The sequence below is a fragment of the Pseudoalteromonas sp. 1_2015MBL_MicDiv genome (genome assembly GCF_002407505.1).
Taxonomy (GTDB): Bacteria; Pseudomonadota; Gammaproteobacteria; order Enterobacterales; family Alteromonadaceae; genus Pseudoalteromonas; species Pseudoalteromonas fuliginea.
Genome location: NZ_CP012737.1, coordinates 405,093 through 423,617 on the forward strand (window position 1 = coordinate 405,093; position 18,525 = coordinate 423,617).

15 protein-coding genes are annotated in these 18,525 nt (G+C 38.3%); 12 read left to right on the forward strand and 3 right to left on the reverse strand.

Features of this window, described 5'->3' with window-relative positions:
- Positions 1–9: 9 nt before the first annotated feature.
- Positions 10–2,196, reverse strand: a complete 2,187-nt coding sequence (gene priA, locus AOR04_RS01850) for a primosomal protein N' (RefSeq protein WP_096792364.1) — start codon at positions 2,194–2,196, stop codon at positions 10–12.
- Positions 2,197–2,428: 232 nt separating this feature from the next.
- On the opposite strand from priA, the gene rpmE reads away from it, so the two are divergent.
- The 5 genes from rpmE to AOR04_RS22055 all read left to right on the forward strand — a co-directional run bounded on the left by rpmE (position 2,429) and on the right by AOR04_RS22055 (position 6,630).
- The gene (rpmE, locus tag AOR04_RS01855; RefSeq protein ID WP_007377245.1) at positions 2,429–2,644 is read left to right on the forward strand and encodes a 50S ribosomal protein L31; all 216 of its coding nucleotides are present in this window, start codon (positions 2,429–2,431) and stop codon (positions 2,642–2,644) included.
- A gap of 523 nt (positions 2,645–3,167) precedes the next feature.
- A complete protein-coding gene (locus AOR04_RS01860; RefSeq protein ID WP_008137651.1) occupies positions 3,168–4,409 on the forward strand; it encodes a malic enzyme-like NAD(P)-binding protein in 1,242 nt (413 codons plus the stop codon).
- Positions 4,410–4,653: 244 nt separating this feature from the next.
- Entirely contained in the window at positions 4,654–5,445 is a 792-nt protein-coding gene (locus tag AOR04_RS01865) for an ApaLI family restriction endonuclease (RefSeq protein WP_096792365.1), read from the forward strand.
- The gene (locus tag AOR04_RS21995) at positions 5,438–5,728 is read left to right on the forward strand and encodes a DNA methyltransferase (RefSeq protein WP_157770529.1); all 291 of its coding nucleotides are present in this window, start codon (positions 5,438–5,440) and stop codon (positions 5,726–5,728) included. Before AOR04_RS01865 ends, AOR04_RS21995 begins: the two co-directional genes overlap by 8 nt.
- Positions 5,722–6,630: a DNA-methyltransferase gene (locus tag AOR04_RS22055; RefSeq protein ID WP_157770530.1), complete on the forward strand. Its 909-nt coding sequence runs from the start codon at positions 5,722–5,724 to the stop codon at positions 6,628–6,630. Before AOR04_RS21995 ends, AOR04_RS22055 begins: the two co-directional genes overlap by 7 nt.
- Positions 6,631–6,726: 96 nt before the next feature.
- Here AOR04_RS22055 and metJ read toward each other — a convergent pair whose 3' ends face one another.
- On the reverse strand, positions 6,727–7,050 hold the full coding sequence (gene metJ / locus AOR04_RS01875) for a met regulon transcriptional regulator MetJ (protein ID WP_096792366.1): 324 nt from the start codon (positions 7,048–7,050) through the stop codon (positions 6,727–6,729).
- Between the two features lie 289 nt (positions 7,051–7,339).
- Here metJ and metB point away from each other — a divergent pair, with 289 nt between their 5' ends.
- Together metB and metL are read left to right on the forward strand one after the other, a co-directional pair.
- Positions 7,340–8,587 carry a cystathionine gamma-synthase gene (gene metB / locus AOR04_RS01880; protein WP_096792367.1) on the forward strand — a complete coding sequence of 416 codons (1,248 nt, stop codon included), beginning with the start codon at positions 7,340–7,342 and terminating at the stop codon, positions 8,585–8,587.
- A gap of 5 nt (positions 8,588–8,592) precedes the next feature.
- Positions 8,593–10,938, forward strand: coding sequence for a bifunctional aspartate kinase/homoserine dehydrogenase II (gene metL, locus AOR04_RS01885; protein ID WP_096792368.1), 2,346 nt, complete (start codon positions 8,593–8,595; stop codon positions 10,936–10,938).
- A 44-nt stretch (positions 10,939–10,982) separates the two neighbouring features.
- Here metL and AOR04_RS01890 read toward each other — a convergent pair whose 3' ends face one another.
- Positions 10,983–13,484 (reverse strand): penicillin-binding protein 1A, encoded by a 2,502-nt coding sequence (locus AOR04_RS01890; RefSeq protein WP_096792369.1) that lies wholly within the window; start codon positions 13,482–13,484, stop codon positions 10,983–10,985.
- 131 nt (positions 13,485–13,615) lie between these two features.
- Here AOR04_RS01890 and AOR04_RS01895 point away from each other — a divergent pair, with 131 nt between their 5' ends.
- Genes AOR04_RS01895 through AOR04_RS01915 form a run of 5 tightly spaced genes read left to right on the forward strand, consistent with a single transcriptional unit; the run spans position 13,616 to position 18,463 of the window.
- The gene (locus AOR04_RS01895; RefSeq protein WP_007378655.1) at positions 13,616–14,695 is read left to right on the forward strand and encodes a pilus assembly protein PilM; all 1,080 of its coding nucleotides are present in this window, start codon (positions 13,616–13,618) and stop codon (positions 14,693–14,695) included.
- On the forward strand, positions 14,683–15,255 hold the full coding sequence (locus tag AOR04_RS01900; protein WP_007378656.1) for a PilN domain-containing protein: 573 nt from the start codon (positions 14,683–14,685) through the stop codon (positions 15,253–15,255). The genes AOR04_RS01895 and AOR04_RS01900 overlap by 13 nt, the downstream gene beginning before the upstream one ends.
- Complete coding sequence (locus tag AOR04_RS01905) at positions 15,245–15,850, forward strand: type 4a pilus biogenesis protein PilO (RefSeq protein ID WP_007378657.1); 606 nt, start codon at positions 15,245–15,247, stop codon at positions 15,848–15,850. Before AOR04_RS01900 ends, AOR04_RS01905 begins: the two co-directional genes overlap by 11 nt.
- Entirely contained in the window at positions 15,847–16,383 is a 537-nt protein-coding gene (locus AOR04_RS01910; protein ID WP_007378658.1) for a pilus assembly protein PilP, read from the forward strand. Before AOR04_RS01905 ends, AOR04_RS01910 begins: the two co-directional genes overlap by 4 nt.
- Positions 16,370–18,463: a type IV pilus secretin PilQ gene (locus AOR04_RS01915; RefSeq protein WP_033015621.1), complete on the forward strand. Its 2,094-nt coding sequence runs from the start codon at positions 16,370–16,372 to the stop codon at positions 18,461–18,463. The genes AOR04_RS01910 and AOR04_RS01915 overlap by 14 nt, the downstream gene beginning before the upstream one ends.
- Positions 18,464–18,525: the final 62 nt, after the last annotated feature.

Here is an 18,525-nt window from a genome sequence, read left to right on the forward strand (position 1 = left end):
GGCCTTAACCTAAATCATGTCTATAGGGTCTACGTCTAAGCTCCAGCGCACTTTTTGTGCAAGTTTGCTTGAGCTTAAATAATCAACCATTTGCGCAAGGTACTGATGTAATATGCGACGATCTTGCGCTTGAATATGTAATTGAAAGCGATACATACCTGCGACTTTTTCAAGAGGTGCAGGGATCGGACCGAGCAATTGTATACCAGATACCCCATTCACAGGAACCAAATCCGTCAAAAAATCGACGACTAGTTTAATACTATGTCCTTGTGCACGGACAATGGCCATATTTGTAATGGGTGGTAAGTCCGCATCATCGCGCTCACTAAGGGCAAAACGGGCAAAATCCTGATAACCGTTATTAACTAAGTCTTGTAAAAGTGGGTGCTCTGGAAAGTGTGTTTGTAATAATACTTGGCCAGGCTCCCCTGAACGCCCAGCTCGCCCCGCGACCTGAGTAACTAACTGTGCTAAATGCTCTGTCGCTCTAAAATCGCATGAATATAACCCGCTATCAACGTCTAAAATTATAACGAGGCTTACATCTGCAAAGTGATGACCTTTAGCAAGCATTTGTGTGCCTACTAGAATGCGTGCACCGCCTAGGTTTATTTCATCTAGTGCTTTTTCAAGGCTACCTTTACGGCGAGTTGAATCGCGGTCTATGCGAGTAACGGGTGTATCAGGGAATTCGGTTGATAAAAATTCTTCAATTTGCTCTGTGCCTTTGCCGTTAGGAAATATTTGCGTGCTGCCACAATCAGGGCATTGGTGAGGAACAGGGTACTGGTCGCCACAGTGATGGCAGATCATTTGCCCAATCGCTTTGTGAAAAGTGGCGCTGGTACTGCAGCGTTTACATTCACTTAGCCAGCCACACTCATGGCAAATAAGAGTGGGTGAGAAACCTCGACGATTTAAAAACACCATAACCTGTTTACCGCGGTTTAAATGCTGTCGCATAGTGGCAAGGCTAGCATGTGCAATACCTGCTTGGTTGGGCTGACCTTTCATATCGAGTAACTTAAACTGGTTGTCGGTGGCTGTTTGCGCGCGCTCGGTTAAGCTTAATAACTGATATTTGTTATTAAGTGCTTTGTGGAGCGTTTCAAGCGCGGGTGTGGCGCTGCCTAATATAAGCGGAATTTTATGCTGAAAAGCTCTATAAGCGGCTAAATCACGAGCATGGTAACGAAGGGTATCTTGTTGTTTAAATGACGAGTCGTGTTCTTCATCAACAACAATCATACCGAGTTTTAAAAATGGCAGAAAAATACTCGAACGTGTGCCAATAACTATCGCACAACTGCCTTTTTCACAAAATCGCCATGTTTGTAGGCGTTCGTTGTCGGTAAGTGCTGAGTGCCAAAGCATAACAGGTGTATCTGGGAAGCGGCGACGAAAACGGTTTACCGTTTGCGGTGTTAGGCCGATTTCGGGCACGAGTACGAGGGCTTGCTCGCCACGTTTTAATACTTCTTCTAAGCACTGTAAATACACTTCAGTTTTACCACTGCCCGTTACGCCTTCTAATAAAAAGCTGCTAAAACCGGTACTTTGATTGATTGCTGTACAGGCCACTGCTTGTTCTTTATTAAGTACCGGTTTACTACCGACGGTTGGCGCAACGCTTTGCCATTGGTTATCGTGTTCGATAGTTTGTGTGATAAGTCCTTTATCAATGAGGCTATCTATTGTTTTTTTACTAAAGCCAAGTGCTTTTAGTTCGGTTAACGATGACTTACCTGATTGTGATAACTGCTTTAATAAGTTGAGTTGAATTTTAGCTTTTAATGACGGTACTTTAGCGCCTTTTTCGGTAAGCATTACCATGTTAATGCTTGTTTTGTCTGGTGATTCACCTTGGCGTAGTGCACTAGGCAGAGCTATATGAATCGTTTCGCCGAGTGGGTAACAATAATAACGCGCTGTAAAACTAAGGAGATCTAAATGTTCGCTAGATAATATTGGGGTATCGTCGATAACTTCAAAAATGCTTTTAATTTTACTCTCGGGTACTTCAGTACTCTTTTTTACTGCTAATATAACAGCCACTTTACGCTGATTACCAAAGGGTACCAAAACGCGCATTCCGGGCTTCAGATCAGAAACCAAGCCTGGGAGCTGTTCATCTACTTTATAATCAAAGGTGCGCGGTAATGGGACTTTAATAGCAACTTCAACAAAACGCATAACAACTCAACCAATAAAATTAATGGTGTAATGTACTAAATATACAGTTAAAAACCTACTAGCAAATTATAGTCATTTTATTATTTGGTTACTTTTTTAGCAAAAAATTATAATTAAACCTTGTGTGCTCGGTAGTTGTTGGATAAAATCCGCCACCAACAAATTTGTTTTAACGACGTATGGTACCAAACTACGGGTTTGGAGAGCGATGCGGCCTTAACTAGAGGTTTCTATGAAAGAAGGTATTCACCCTAAGTACGAAGTAATTTCAGCAACATGTTCATGCGGAAATGAATTCGAAACAAGCTCTACTCTTTGTAAAAACATTCACTTAGACGTATGTTCTGCGTGTCACCCGTTTTACACTGGTAAGCAAAAAGTTTTAGACACTGGCGGACGTGTTGATCGTTTCAACAAGCGTTTCGGTGCACTTGGTAGCAAGAAGTAATTTTTGCTATTTAGTTAAAAGAAGCACCTTAGGGTGCTTTTTTTGTGCCTGAAATTTATCTTTACGTGCTTTTCCTGCCTATTTATACGTTATCTCCTTTGCATAACTATTTCTTGTTCTTATTCTGAGTATGCATAAACCTTTGCAGACAAAGTACGTAATAGTCTCTATATTTTGAAGTGTTCATTTTTTAACTAAGTTGTTAAATGTAGCTAACGTGAAGATAAATGTTTTTAAAGTAGACTATTAAGCTGTTTATAGTTATTTATACTAAAAATTTGATAGTCGTTTTTAGAGAAAATGGCTCGCGGCTAAAAGTACCTCTAAAAATGCTTTTTATATGAATTTCTATTTATGAAATGTCGCTATATCTTCGCAAAGTTACTGAAAAACCTCTTAAAATTAATGAATCTAGCATATAACAGGATAGACCTGATATTGCTTGGAATTTAAAAATAATAAGGGTATCGTAACCCAGACAACACCTCTCACTTTAACTTAAATTGCAGGATACAATCGCGTTATGTCAGACTTTCGTGAACAAGCACTACATTACCATTCTCATCCCGTTCCAGGAAAAATCAGCATTGAGCTAACCAAGCCTGCCGAAACGGTTCAAGATTTAGCTTTAGCATATAGCCCAGGTGTTGCTGAACCTGTGCGTGAAATTGCTGCTGATCCTGCAAATGCTTATAAATATACCGGTAAAGGTAATATGGTTGCAGTTATCACTAATGGTACTGCAATTTTGGGCTTGGGTAATTTAGGCCCTTTGGCATCAAAGCCTGTAATGGAAGGCAAGGCGCTGTTATTTAAGCGCTTTGCAGGCCTTGATTCTATTGATATCGAAGTGAAGCATAAAACAACAGAAGACTTTATTAACACGGTTGCTAATATTGCCGATACATTTGGTGGTATTAATCTTGAAGATATTAAAGCCCCAGAGTGTTTTGAAATTGAAAAGGCATTGATTGAGCGCTGTAGTATTCCGGTTTTTCATGACGATCAACACGGCACTGCAATTGTAACAGCCGCTGGTATGTTGAATGCACTTGAAGTGCAAGAGAAATCGATAGAAGAAGCTATTATAGTATGTTTAGGTGCTGGTGCGGCTGCAGTTGCCTGTATGGAACTGTTAATTAAGTGTGGTGCACTGCGTGAACACATTTACATGCTTGACCGTAAAGGCGTTATTCATACTCGTCGTGATGATTTAAACGAGTACAAACAACTATTCGCTAACAATACGGATAAGCGTACGTTGCAAGATGTTATTGCTGATGCTGATGTATTTGTTGGTGTATCTGGGCCTAATTTGTTAGCAGCCGATGATTTAAAACTGATGGCTGATAAGCCGGTTGTGTTTGCGTGCTCAAACCCCGACCCTGAAATTGACCCCGCACTTGCACACAGCGCGCGCAACGATTTAATTATGGCGACAGGGCGTTCTGATTATCCAAACCAAGTGAATAATGTTTTGTGTTTCCCGTTTATTTTTCGTGGTGCACTAGATGTGCGCGCAAGTGCAATTAACGATGAAATGAAAATAGCAGCAGTAGAAGCGATTCGTAGTATTGCAAAAGAGCCTGTACCAGCAGAGGTCCTAAAAGCTGCCGGTGTTGATAAGCTGGAATTTGGTGCTCAATATATTATTCCAAAACCGATGGATCCACGTTTATTACCACGTATAGCAAGAGCGGTTGCTCTTGCTGCTGTTGAGTCGGGTGTGGCACAAATTGATTTGCCAGAAAGCTATATGCAGTAAAATTTAGCATGCTCATTATATTAATAGGTAAAGTTTGTATTCAATAAATAACATATGGCGCCATATGTTGCTTAGTACATTACTGTGAATAAACTTTAATGTTGCTAATATGGGGACGTTAGTGCTATTCACTTCTATAGTCTGAATTCTTACAGTAAATAATCATTTACTCTACTTACTATTGTCTTTATTTGATATCTTATAAGTGGTTTACGGCGTCATGACACATCAATAATGGAAATTTATGAAAGTTGAGAAAATGAATAAGAGTGAGTTAGCTGAATATTGTATCGCTCTTAAAATAGATACAAAAAATAAAACTAAAGCAGATCTTCTAAAGTTATTTTATCAACATGAAAGAATGCAAATCGATAAAGCTATAAACGACGGAGAATGTCTAGCTTTGTTAAAGGCTAAAATTAAGAAATTAGCAGATGAGTATTCTAAAAACTTAAATAGTAAAATTATTAAACGAAAAGAGGAAATGAAAGCTGATAATAACTCTCATTACCTTATTTACAGTGTTTTAGGTATACCTAGCAATGAGGGGGCGCTAATTGATGAATATCAAAATACAGGTCGTTTTTTATACAAGTATGCAGGATCTTTTCTAGAAGAGGCTGCTACTATGTGTATGTTCTTTTCAAACAGCACTGGTGGAAAAAGATTAGTAAAAAATACTATCGGTACTAAACCAAAAACCTTTGAAATAGATTTTTTAAACGACATGAATGCTGTTGAATTAAAGTGGCGTGATGCTACTACTGATGGTGATCATATAACTAAAGAACATACTAGAGTTCAGGTGATAAAAGATCATGGTTATAAGCCAGTTAGAGTGATGTTCTACTACCCATTACGTGAACAAGCCATCAAAATACAAGAAGCTCTAAAAACTATTTATAAAGGTGTGGAAGGTGAGTATTATGCTGGTGATGATGCTTGGGACTACTTGAAAACAGTAAGTGGTTATGATCTTAAAGCAATTTTAATGGAAATTGCAGACAATAAAGAAAAAGAAGTTTTACATGGTTAACGATATTTTATATGGTGATTGTCTTGATAAAATGGAACTTATCGAAAAAAACTCTATTGATTTAATTTATTTAGATCCTCCTTTTTTTACAGAAAAGAAACACACTTTAAAGAACCGAGAAAGAACTCAAGAGTTTAGTTTTAATGACAGTTGGGGAAGCAACTTAGGTTATGCAAAGTTTTTGGAAAAACGCTTAAAGTTAATGCATTCTTTATTAAAAGATAGCGGCTCTATTTTTGTTCACTGCGATAAGAGCGGTGAGCATATTATAAGGGGTTGTTAGATCATATCTTTGGAGCCAAGAACTTTCAGTCTGAAATCATTTGGGCTTATAAAAGGTGGTCTAATTCTAAGAAAGGGCTGTTACCTAGCCACCAAAATATATACTTCTACTCTAAAACTAAAGACTTCAAATTTAATACACTTTATAAACCATATTCAGAGACTACGAATATTGATCAAATACTTCAGCGAAGAACTAGGGATAGGCATAATAAGTCTGTTTATGATAAGGACAGTTTAGGTAATTCAATAAACGGCGCTGAAAAAAAAGGTGTTCCGTTAAGTGATGTTTGGGATATTCCTTATTTGAATCCTAAGGCAAAAGAGCGGGTTGGCTATCCGACTCAAAAGCCTCTTTTACTCTTAGAACAAGTAATTAATCTTGTTACTGCTGAAGGTGATATTGTTTTAGATCCTTTCTGCGGAAGCGGTACAACATGTGTTGCAGCAAAGCTTCTAGGTAGGAATTTTATAGGTATAGATGAATCTTTAGATGCGGTAAATTTAAGTAAAGATAGAATAGATAACCCAATAAAAACAGAGTCAAACCTTCTTAAAAATGGCCGTGATTCTTATAATAATGTCGAACATTCAGTCCTTAATTTTCTAAAAGGTATTGAATTTAATCCGATACAAAGGAATAAAGGGATAGATGCAATTCTTATTAAGCAATATGAAGGAACCCCTGTACTTGTAAAAGTGCAAAAAGATAATGAAACTTTAGGGGAAGCTATAAAATTGCTCAGTAATGCGATGAAAACAAAAAAAGCTAAAAAGGCTTTTTTAATACAAACGTCAGATGAAAATGAGCTTTATAAGATGGATATAGAAAATTTTGGTATGAGTATTATTATTTCACCTGCCTTAGAATTATCTCGACAATTAGCGAAAATTTATATTTAAGTACACATAGAGTTAGCTCTTAATTACCAACTAAATATTTTTATATCTGTTGGTAATTTACTAGTTTTGAACTGCGTGGATTGAAATATCTGAATTTTATTTAAGATCATTTAAGTCAGGTATATTTAGTTTCATTTCTTCCATTATCGATTTAGCCTCTACAGGTATCTTTTCTATATTATCTTTACTCAGGTCTTCATCGCTTGGTAAGGGTTGGCCTGTAAATGCATGTAAAAATGCTTCGCATAGTAACTCACTGTTTGTGGCGTGGCGTAAGTTTTTAACTTGACGACGAGTACGCTCGTCAGTTAAAACTTTCAGGACCTTTAACGGGATTGAAACGGTGACTTTCTTCACATGCCCTGATTTTTGCCCGTGTTCTACGTATGGGTGAATATACTCACCATTCCATTTAGCCATAAGATGTATCGTTGCCTCAGATTATTAATTTCTTACACGCCATAAAAAGCGTGTAAATATGCTTGAAATTCTATCGATTTAAAAAAGATAGTCAAATAATAGATACAGATCTACCTTAATAAGCTCAATGTGAATGCAAATATAACTACTTTTTAACAAGTTTAAGCACGTAATTTTCAAAGAACACTTTAATTTTTAGCTATCTAGAGCTTTAAAATACTTTGACTTCCCAAATTGAATAAACTACTCTTTTAGACGTCTAAACATCCAAATTAATCAGGTGACGAATATGAGCGAAAAAAACAAAGCAACCATTGCGGTCCGTAGTGGCGTTGAAGCCGATAAACACCACGGTGCAGTGGTCGCGCCAATCTATTTATCGACTACTTATTCGTTTGCCGATTTTGATACTAAACGCCAATATGATTATGGCCGCAGCGGTAATCCTAACCGCGATATCTTAGCCGAGACCCTTGCTGAGCTCGAAGGTGGAGTACGCGGCATAATTACAGCCACAGGCATGGCGGCTGTACACTTAGCAACTCAGCTGCTTAATCACGACGACACGTTAGTGATCCCACACGACTGCTACGGTGGAAGCTACCGTTTATTTACGTCCCTGCAAAAGCGTGGCTTGCTAAAGCTTGAGGTTTTAGATTTAACAAAACCAGAAAGTCTTCAAAAAATATTAGTAATTAAACCAAAACTCATTTGGATTGAAACACCAAGTAACCCTGTACTACGTTTAACTGATATTAAAGCGGTTACTGATATTGCTAAGCAGTGTGGCGCACTGGTGGCCGCTGACAATACATTTTTATCGCCTGCTTTACAAAATCCGATTAAGTTTGGTGTAGATATTGTGGTGCATTCAACCACTAAATATATTAACGGACACTCAGATGTAGTGGGCGGTGCTGTTATTGCTGCAACACAAGAGATCGGTGACGAGCTTGCTTGGTGGGCTAATAACATTGGTATCACAGGGGCACCTTTTGATAGCTATTTAACGCTTCGTGGTTTACGTACTTTAAATGTGCGATTAAGGCAGCATCAAGAAAATGCATTAGCAATAGCTAAGTATCTCGAAGAATCTGAGTTCGTTAGCCAAGTTTATTACCCTGGGCTTGAGTCGCACCCCCAACATGAATTAGCGAAAGCACAGCAGCTTGGTTTTGGTGGCATGGTTAGCTTTGATATTAAAGGCGATATAAACGATGCTGCGGCTTTTTTAACTAGTCTACATAACTTTAGTTTAGCTGAGTCGCTAGGCGGCGTTGAGAGCTTAATATGCCACCCTGCTACCATGACGCATGCAGGGATGGATGCAACAGCGCGCTTAGAAGCCGGCGTTGGTGATACGCTTATTCGTGTTTCTGTCGGAATAGAAGACATTGAAGATTTATTAGCAGATCTTGAACGTGTATTTACACTTGTAAAACCTGGCAGAAAAAACAATACAAATCGATTAACTAAAGGTGCGGGAACATCGAGCGGTGATGCTAAGTTAAGTGCCGCTTACCCCGCGCTTTGGTAACTAACATGACTAAAAATATACATAAATTTGGCGGTTCGAGTTTAAGTTCAGCGCAGCGTTACAAAAGTGTTGCGGGTATTATATTAGAGCACACACAACCTGGTGATTGCGTTGTGGTATCAGCAGCTGGGAAAACAACCGATACACTAGTTAAGTTATGGCAAAGTTACCAGCAGCAAGATACACATGTAATTGCTGATATTTTATTACAGTTAAATAATCATCAAATAGATTTAATAGAGCAGTTATTACAAGCTAATACAAAGCGTAACGCTCTAAAAATATTGAATGAAGAGCTATCAACAATAACGCTGTTAGCGCAAACAGGGCAGCTACAAGAAGCCCAATTGCTTGCTCATGGAGAGTTATGGTCAGCACGCGTACTCGCTGCTTACCTGCAGGAGCTTAATGTTGATGCGTGTGTTCACGATGCGCGTGCTTTATTTACATTAAATGATGGGCAGTTATTACATGAACAAAATACTCAACAGTGCGCAAATTTAATTGCGCATAATAAAATTAACGTTGTGACTGGATTTATTGCAGCTAATACAGCAGGGGATACTGTAACGCTTGGTCGTAATGGAAGTGATTATAGTGCGACCTTACTCGCTAATTATTGTCATGCAAAACAAGTCTGTATTTGGACTGATACACAAGGTGTATTTAGTACCGACCCTCGTAAAGTTAGTAAAGCGATTAAATACGCGAAGGTGTGTCGTGGACAGGCCAATTTGTTAGCACGACTAGGTAACCCCGTATTGCATGCTAAAACATTATCTCCTCTTAAAAATACGGATATAAAATTATCAGTACGAAGTAGCTTTGATGTACAAGCTAGCTCTACTGACATCGTTAAAGAAGGTAGTGCCAAACAAAAGCGCTTTATAACAACGTTACAAAATATTGATTTATTGATAGTTGAAAACTTAAGTGAAGGAGATATTGCGCATGTGAGTCAGCTTATTCAGCATAGCTTGCATCACTTTAGTCAAAATGGTGAGACGTACTTAGTTGTGCCAGCTATTTCGACGCATCAGGTTATTAGCTATTTTGAAGGTCGAGCTAATATTAACGAATCGAGCTTACACGGGTGTGCTGTGATAGCGCCAGAGCAAGATATTAGTAAATTGCACTTATTGGCGATTAATTTATTAAATGCACATGCGATTGAACCACGATTTGCACACCAAGATAGCGGCTATATTTTATTACTTACCGATCAAGTGATTGATAGCGATATACTTAGCATATTACACGATAAGCTGATTAACAAAGGGCAGGAAATTGCTTTAATAGTCGCTGGACTTGGTAATGTAGGTGAGGTGTTTATTGAACAGTTATCTACTCAAGTTGAGCGCTTGTCAGATGACTTTAGTATTAAGCTTGTTGGCTTAGTGCGCTCTCAAAAAATGCTTTTTAATCCTAATGGGATTGGTGTATCGCAATGGAAAACCCAGTTTCAACTTGAAGCGTCTGATTATCAAAACCAAACATTATTAAATGCAATTGATGAACTTGATTACGAACATAAAGTGATTGTAGATATAACAGCGAGTGAAAAGTTTAGCCGGTTATATCCTGATTTTGTAGAAATGGATTGTCATTTAATAAGTGCTAATAAGTATGCAGGTACAGCTCCTACTAATTGGTATAAAGCACTACGTACAAGTATCTCTGAACGCAACTTACATTGGCGTTATAACACCAGTGTGGGGGCTGGTTTACCCATTAATTTTGCGCTTGCTGATTTACAAAATAGTGGCGATAAAATAACACGTATTGAGGGCGTGTTTTCTGGGACGTTATCGTGGTTGTGTAGTAAGTATGATGGTTCGATTATATTTTCAGATTTAGTGCTCGAAGCGCAAAAAATGGGTTTTACGGAGCCCGATCCTCGCGAGGATTTATCTGGGCGTGATATGCAGCGAAAATTGCTTATTTTAGCCAGAGAGTTGGGGGTTGAATTAAATCTTGAGGATATTAGTCTTTCGGCATTGATGCCTGATGAGCTTGCGCAAGGGAGTTGGGATGATTTTTTAAGTAAAAAATCCCAGTTAGATAGCTTTATTCAAGAGCATGCAAAGAGAGCTAAGGCACAAAATTCGGTGCTTCGTTATACAGGCTTACTCGAAATCGCAGAAAATGAAGTAATAGCGAAAGTCGGTATCGCGTATGTATTACAAAGTGATGTTTTGGCTAGTTTAACGCCAGGAGATAATATTTTTGTTATAAATAGTAAGTGGTATAGCGATAACGCGCTCGTTATCCAAGGCCCTGGTGCTGGTAAAGAGGTCACTGCAGCGGGTGTACATTCTGATTTGTATTGGCTGGTCCAAAATTTAAGGTAGCATTACGGCAGCCTAAAGTGGCTGCCGTTTTTATTTAACGCTATTTAAAATAGCTCTTCTTCTGTTTTTGTATCTTCCTCAAATATATCGGTAGGTTGGGAAAGTACATACTTAGTTGGGGCTGTACCTTTGTCAAAATATTCAAAGCGGCTTGTGTAATCGTTTTTGTGGCTCAGTAAACCTGTTGCTAAATCAATACGAATAGATACTAAGTCTTCGGGTGGTTCTATAGGCGCTTCTGGTGCATCTTCAAGTGCTACTTTCATAAACTCAATCCATGCTGGTTGCGCCGTTTTAGCCCCTGACTCTGCCCCTGAGATTTGACTGCTATCAAGGTTGTTATTATATGTTGAGCGGCCTAACGAGTTACCGGGGTTATCAAACCCAACCCATACAGACGTTAGTACATTACGATTAAAGCCACTAAACCAAGTATCTACTGAGTCATTAGTCGTGCCTGTTTTACCTGAGAGATCACGTCTCTTTAATGCTTGAGCACGCCAGCCTGTTCCGCTCCAGCCTGTTTTATGTGCCCAACTACCACCGCCCCAAATACCACTATGCATTGCATCAGCAATTAAAAATGCATTCTGTTTAGAGATAATCCGTGGTGCGCATTTTTTTTCTTGTTGCTTTTCAGTTTCGAAATTCTGCATTGTTACATCGTTGTTCAATACGCTTAACGTACTATCGCTATCGTCACAAGCTTCTGTTGGGTTTGTTTTAAATAACACGTCACCATAAGCATCTTGAATTTCAGAAATGAAGTAGGGTTCTATTAAATGCCCGCCATTTGCAAAAGCACTCATACCGCGTGCAAGTTCAAGCGGCGTAATAGAAGCGCTACCAAGCGCAAGTGATTCACTGCGATTAATATCTGAATTTTTGAAGCCAAATTTTAGTAGGTGCTCTGCCGTACGCTGTAGGCCAACTCCGCGTAACAAGCGCACCGAAATAACGTTTTTAGATTGTGCTAAAGCACGACGAATACGAATAGGTCCATTATAAACAGCGGGGCTGTTTTTTGGTCGCCATGCAACACCTTGGCTTTTATCCCATTGGTTAATTGGTGCATCGTTTAATATTGAGGCTAAGGTGTAGCCTTTTTCCAGTGCAGCAGAGTAAATAAAAGGTTTTATATTAGAGCCTACTTGGCGCTTAGCTTGTACTGCTCGGTTATATTGACTTTGTTCGAAACTATAACCACCCACAATCGCTTTAATGCGCCCATTTTGTGGGTCAAGAGAAACGATGGCACTAGATGCTTCAGGAATTTGGCTAAGTAAATAGCTACCGTCGGTATTTTTACGTAACCAAATTTGTTCGCCGGGTACGAGTATTTCATTGGCTGCTTTAGGTGCAAAGCCTTGGCGATAACGCGTAATGTATTTACGAGCCCACTTTAGGTTATCCCAAGTTAGTGTGGTTTGCTCGCCACTTTTAAGTAATACATCAGCTGTTTTGTCATTCACTGCGATTACAACGGCCGCTTTTAATTGGCCAAACTCATTTACAGATTTTAGCTCACTGAGTATTTGAGACTTGCTAAATACAGGCTGTGTTTCTGGATCCCACAACGTTTTAACAGAGCCTCTATAACCATGGCGCATATCATAATTGTGTAAATTATTGATGAGTGCTGTTTGTGCCGCTTTTTGAACTTGTGACTCAACAGTAGTAAATATTTTATAACCTGAGTTATAGGCTTTATCGATTCCGTAACGTGCCACCATTTCTGCACGCACCATTTCAGAAATATAAGGAGCATACAGATCAATTTCTGCACCGTGAAAATAAGCTGTAATAGGTTGCCTGATGGCATCGTTGTATTGTGTTTGTGTTATGTAGTTTTCTGTTAACATGCGGCCAAGAACAACATTGCGACGAGATTTTGCGCGAGTTGGGTTACGGATCGGGTTTAAGGCTGATGGCGCTTTGGGTAAGCCGGCAATCATCGCCATTTGGGCAAGTGTAAGATCTTTTAATTCTTTTCCGTAATATACCTGTGCAGCAGCGCCAATACCAAAAGCACGGTTACCTAGTTCTATTTTGTTTAAATAGAGTTCAAGAATTTCGTCTTTCGTTAGTAAATTTTCTATATGAAGCGCTATAAAAATTTCTTTAACTTTACGAATATAAGCTTTTTCACGAGTTAAGAAGAAGTTTCGAGCTAGCTGCATTGTTATTGTACTTGCACCTTGCTTTTTTTCGCCTGTTGAAATCAAAACCAATGCAGAACGAACAATACCAATAGGGTCTATTCCCACATGGTCATAAAAACGATTATCTTCAGTTGCTAAAAATGCATTTATTAAAGGTTTTGGTATTTCGTCAATCGTTACGGGGATCCGTCTTTTTTCACCAAATTGATTGATCAGAAGGCCATCTTTAGTGAATACTTGCATAGGAGTTTGTAATTGCACATCTTTTAAAACTTGCACACTTGGAATATCAGGTTTAACGTAGTAATAAAGACTGATTAAAGTAATCAGCCCAAGTAATGTGCAAATGATAAAAAATTGTAAAGTTCGTTTTAATAAAATCACTTATATTTCCCTAAATGGACTCCCAATTATGTATGGAGACTGCTAGTATATATTGATTAAAAAATGAATAATATTTTTTAAGATAAAAATTATAACTTGTTTATTATTAAAACAAAGGCCAAGTTTCAAACATGCTAAGTCAACTATTTCAAAAGCCGTCAAAAATGATGGTAGGAATTGATATTGGATCGCACTCTATCAAGGCGGTACTTTTAAGTGAAATTGAAACTGGATTTCGTCTTGAAGCATTAGCGATTGAACCAATGCCTAAGGGCGCAATGAGCGAACGTATTATTCAAGATATTGAAGCAATTGGTAATGTAATATCAAAATTAAAAAGAAAGTTACCAAAATCACTAAAATCTGCTGCTGTAGCCGTCTCTGGCCAAACAGTTATTACTAAAGTTATTTTTATGGATGTGTCATTAACTGACGCTGAACTTGAATCACAAATTGAAATTGAGGCTGATAGCCTTATTCCATACCCCCTTGATGAAGTTAGCTTAGATTTTGAAAAATTATCAACAAATGAAGCCGATCCAAGTAAAATGAATGTGTTACTTTCTGCAGCCCGCACAGAAAGTGTCGAAGCGCGAGTTGGTGCTTTAGAAGTTGCCAATTTAGAAGCGAAAGTTGTTGATGTAGAAAGCTATGCATTGAGCCGCTCGATGGATGTTTATTACAAGCAGTTACCAAGCGATGCCTTTAATAAGTGTGTTGCTGTAGTTGATATTGGTGCTGTGTTGATGTTGGTGAGTGTTGTACAAGCCGGTGAAACAATATATACCCGCGATCAAGTTTTTGGCGGCGATCAATATACCAATAGTATTGTTGCTTACTATAATAAAGGGTTCGATGAAGCTGAAATTGGAAAAACATCGGGTGATCTTCCGCCAAATTACACTTTTGAAGTACTTGCTCCTTTTCAAACATCATTACTTCAACAAGTACGTCGAGCGGTACAGATGTTTTTGACTACCAGCGGTAAAGACCAAATTGATTATATTGTTCTAACCGGTGGAACGGCCATGATAAATGGGCTAGATCGTTTATTAATAGAAGAACTTGGTATCCACTCCATTGTCGTAGAACCGTTTACGAATATGGAGATTTCTCCCAAGGTAGACCGTAATGTAATGCAACGCCATAGAACACAGTTTGCTATTGCGACAGGACTGGCATTAAGGAATTTTTCATCATGCCACATATAAATTTATTACCTTGGCGTGAATTGCAACGCGAAGAGTCAAAAAAGAAATTTGTTACTATTTTAATTGCTGTTGTTATTGTTTGTTTTGCAAGTATGTATGTATTGAACTCGTTCTATACTGCTTTGAAGGATGGACAGAATTTAAAAAATAACTACCTCAGTTCAGAAATTAGTCTATTAGATAAGAAAATTAGTGATATTAGAGATTTAGATTATAGGAAAGAAAACTTACAACAACGTATGCACCTAATTGAAGAATTACAGAGCAGTCGTAATTTAGGCACTCAAATAATGGATGAAGTTGCTAAAATAGTCCCCGCTGGTGTTTATTTAACTAAGTTAGAACGTCGAGGCAATAGAATTCATGTATTAGGGCGCAGTGAATCAAATAACCGCCTCTCCAACATGCTTAGAGAAGTACAAAACTCATATTTATTAGAGCGCCCAACAATGCAAGGCATTGTTGCTGGCAATCAATCTTCTCGTTTACTTAGTGATTTCAATATGGAGTTTTACGTTAAACCATTTGATAAAATTGGTGAGGTTCCAAATGAACCTTGATTTAAAAGCGTTTAGTGATATTGATTGGAATGAGATTGAACTTGATAATATTGGCGAATGGCCAATTGCTGTTAAGGTTATTTGCGCTACATTTGTTGCTGCTTTAGTGCTGTTTTTTAGTTATAGCTTATTGGTATCTGATGAAATTGATAGTTACCATAATGCGGTTACAAAAGAAGTTGAATTACGGACAACTTATCGTACCAAATATGCTGTAGCCAGCAGGCTTGATATTTATCGTGAACAAATGCTTAAAATGGAGGAGAAATTTTCTCAATTATTAAAGCGTTTACCTACCTCAAATGAAACCCCTGGTTTGTTAGATGATTTATCTTATGTGGGAACTACAAGTGGTTTAACTTTTTTAAAGATTGGCTGGCTGCCAGAAGTTGAAAAAGAATTTTATACTGAGCTACCTATTAAAATAGAGGTTGTAGGTACTTATCATGAGTTTGGTGAATTTGTGGGAAAAGTGGCTCAATTGCCGCGTATTGTGAGCTTACACGACTTTTCTATTTCATCCTCAGGCGAAAAGCAGTTAACATTTAGTGTGGTGGCAAAAACTTATCGCTATGAAGAAGGGGAGGTAAAGTGAAGCATTTTTCCTTTATTCCTATAGTTGCTCTCCTGCTAAGTGGTTGTAACGACGATACCTCAGAACAAAAAGAGTTTATAGATCAAGTTAAAGCGAGTACGACTGCTAGAGTTGAAGCAATTCCTGAATTAACAAAGTTCGAGCATTTTGAATATAACGCTGGGCAGCTAAGGAGTCCTTTTGTGGCCCCGCAGCCTGAAATAATCCAAAACAAATTAACTCAAGTTAAAAATTGTTTACATCCGGATCCTGAACGCCAACGTGAAACCTTAGAAAAATACCCACTGGATAATTTATCTATGAAAGGAACAATCGGATCAAGTGGACAAGCTTGGGCGCTCATTACAGCTACAGACGATACTTTACATCGTATTACAGTCGGTAATTATTTAGGTAGCTATGATGGCAAAGTACAATCAGTAAATAATGATTATATTGAGTTAATAGAATTAATCCCAGATGGGTCTGGTTGTTGGAAAGAGCGCCTGACTAAATTAGAAATGTTAGAGGCGGCAACCAATGGCGCAGGTTAATAACAAAAAAGGTAAGAACAAAATGCATAAGGGTGTACTTTGGCACAACCGTATTCAACGAGCTCTATTTGCAACTTTAGCTCTGGTTATAGCCAATTCAGCTATTGCAGCGCCGTTGCTCTATGATATTCGTTATAACCCATTACTCAAGGGTGAAACCGAGTTGCAGCTGGTATTTGATGAAAAGTTAACGCAAGAACCAAAAATACAAGTATTTAATAGCCCGGCACGAATTGAAATGATGTTTGATTCGGCACAATTAGAGCAAGGTCTTGAAAATGTACAGGTAAACCAAGCTGGCATTAATAATGTTACTAATGTACTTACTGATAAGGGATTAAAAGTAACAATAAATCTTACTCGTTTGAAAATCTATGAGACGGAAGTTAATAATAATTTAGTGTCTTTACGTGTTTCTGATAACCCATTAACAGAGCAAGACGTTGATGATGAAGCAACTAGCTCTGATGCAGTGTCTGGAAATTATATCAATCGGATTCAGTCTATTGACTTTCGTCGGGGGGAGAAGGGCGAGGCAAAAATACTGGTGTTCTTACAAGATACGCAAGCCGCAATAGAAGTGCATGAAAGTGGTGGTAAAATTATTGCTGATTTTCATCATACAGATATTTTAGATGACTTACTGTATGAGTTAGATGTGCTCGATTTTGGCACCGTAGTAAGCAGCATTGAAACTTTTAAAGAAGATGGATTAAGCCGCGTTGTTATTGAACCAAATGCCGCTTTTACTTTTACCTACCAACAAATAGATAATATTCTTACTTTAACGGTGGAAAAAGACGAAACGCAAAATGCATATTTAGATGGCGGTAAAGATTACCAAGGCCGCCTAATGACATTAAATTTTCAAGATATTTCTGTTCGTGCAGTGTTACAAATCATAGCGGGCTATAATGACTTTAATTTAGTCACTAGTGACTCGGTGACAGGCAATATTACATTACGCTTAGATGGCGTGCCTTGGGATCAGGCGCTTGATGTTGTACTTAAAATTAAAGGCTTAGACAAGCGTATGGATGGTTCTATTTTGATGGTTGCCCCATCAGAAGAGCTTGCAGCACGTGAAGCTAAAGATTTACAAGCAAAGCAGAACGTAGAAAACTTAGAGCCGCTTTACAGTGAATACATTCGTTTAAACTACGCAAAAGCAGAAGAGTTTGCTGATTTATTAAAAACAGATACAAATAGTATTATCACTCAACGTGGTAGCGTATCTGTTGATAAGCGTACTAATACATTATTACTCAAAGATACGGCCAAAAGTATTGAGAGCGTGCGACGCATGGTCGAAACACTTGATATAGCGGTTAGACAGGTTGTAATCGAATCACGTATGGTAACCGTACGTGATAATGTAACCGAAGATTTAGGTGTGCGCTGGGGGTTTAGCGACCAGCAGGGCAGTGATGGCATATCAGGTACACTTGAAGGCGCTAATACAATATCAAATGGTATCATTCCTGATATCTCTGATCGTTTAAACGTGAATTTACCCGTGACAAACCCATCAGCAAGTATCGGCATGCATATCGCCAAGTTAGCTAACGGTACTTTGATTGATTTAGAGTTAACAGCTCTTGAGGAAGAAAACAAAGGTGAGATTATTGCGAGCCCTCGTATTACTACTGCAAACCAACAACAAGCACGAATAGAGCAAGGTACTGAAATACCTTATGTTGAGTCAGCTTCTAGTGGTGCGACAACGGTTAGCTTTAAAAAAGCAGTACTGAGTTTACAAGTAACCCCTCATATAACTCCTGATAATAAAGTTATTTTGGATTTAATTATTACTCAAGATACGCGAGGAGATACAGTTCAAACAGGAACTGGGCCAGCGGTTGCAATTGATACTCAGCAAATTCAGACACAAGTGCTAGTGGAAAATGGGCAAACAATCGTGCTCGGCGGTATTTTTCAGCAGCAAATCATAAATTCGACTAAAAAAGTACCTCTACTTGGTGATATTCCGTACTTAGGAAGGCTGTTTAAGAGTACAAGTGAGTTTAACGAAAAGAGAGAATTACTTATTTTTGTAACACCAAAAATACAAATAGACTAAAATTAGGCGTATTTTTGTTAACCAATGGGCGATTATTCAGATTAATTGCTCGTTATATGGCT

Bases quoted from the DNA above. Each gene is read 5' to 3' on its own strand.
- priA (WP_096792364.1), bottom strand. From the start codon at position 2,196: ATGCGTTTTGTTGAAGTTGCTATTAAAGTCCCATTACCGCGCACCTTT.
- rpmE (WP_007377245.1), top strand. From the start codon at position 2,429: ATGAAAGAAGGTATTCACCCTAAGTACGAAGTAATTTCAGCAACATGT.
- AOR04_RS01860 (WP_008137651.1), top strand. From the start codon at position 3,168: ATGTCAGACTTTCGTGAACAAGCACTACATTACCATTCTCATCCCGTT.
- AOR04_RS01865 (WP_096792365.1), top strand. From the start codon at position 4,654: ATGAAAGTTGAGAAAATGAATAAGAGTGAGTTAGCTGAATATTGTATC.
- AOR04_RS21995 (WP_157770529.1), top strand. From the start codon at position 5,438: ATGGTTAACGATATTTTATATGGTGATTGTCTTGATAAAATGGAACTT.
- metJ (WP_096792366.1), bottom strand. From the start codon at position 7,050: ATGGCTAAATGGAATGGTGAGTATATTCACCCATACGTAGAACACGGG.
- metB (WP_096792367.1), top strand. From the start codon at position 7,340: ATGAGCGAAAAAAACAAAGCAACCATTGCGGTCCGTAGTGGCGTTGAA.
- metL (WP_096792368.1), top strand. From the start codon at position 8,593: ATGACTAAAAATATACATAAATTTGGCGGTTCGAGTTTAAGTTCAGCG.
- AOR04_RS01895 (WP_007378655.1), top strand. From the start codon at position 13,616: ATGCTAAGTCAACTATTTCAAAAGCCGTCAAAAATGATGGTAGGAATT.
- AOR04_RS01900 (WP_007378656.1), top strand. From the start codon at position 14,683: ATGCCACATATAAATTTATTACCTTGGCGTGAATTGCAACGCGAAGAG.
- AOR04_RS01905 (WP_007378657.1), top strand. From the start codon at position 15,245: ATGAACCTTGATTTAAAAGCGTTTAGTGATATTGATTGGAATGAGATT.
- AOR04_RS01915 (WP_033015621.1), top strand. From the start codon at position 16,370: ATGGCGCAGGTTAATAACAAAAAAGGTAAGAACAAAATGCATAAGGGT.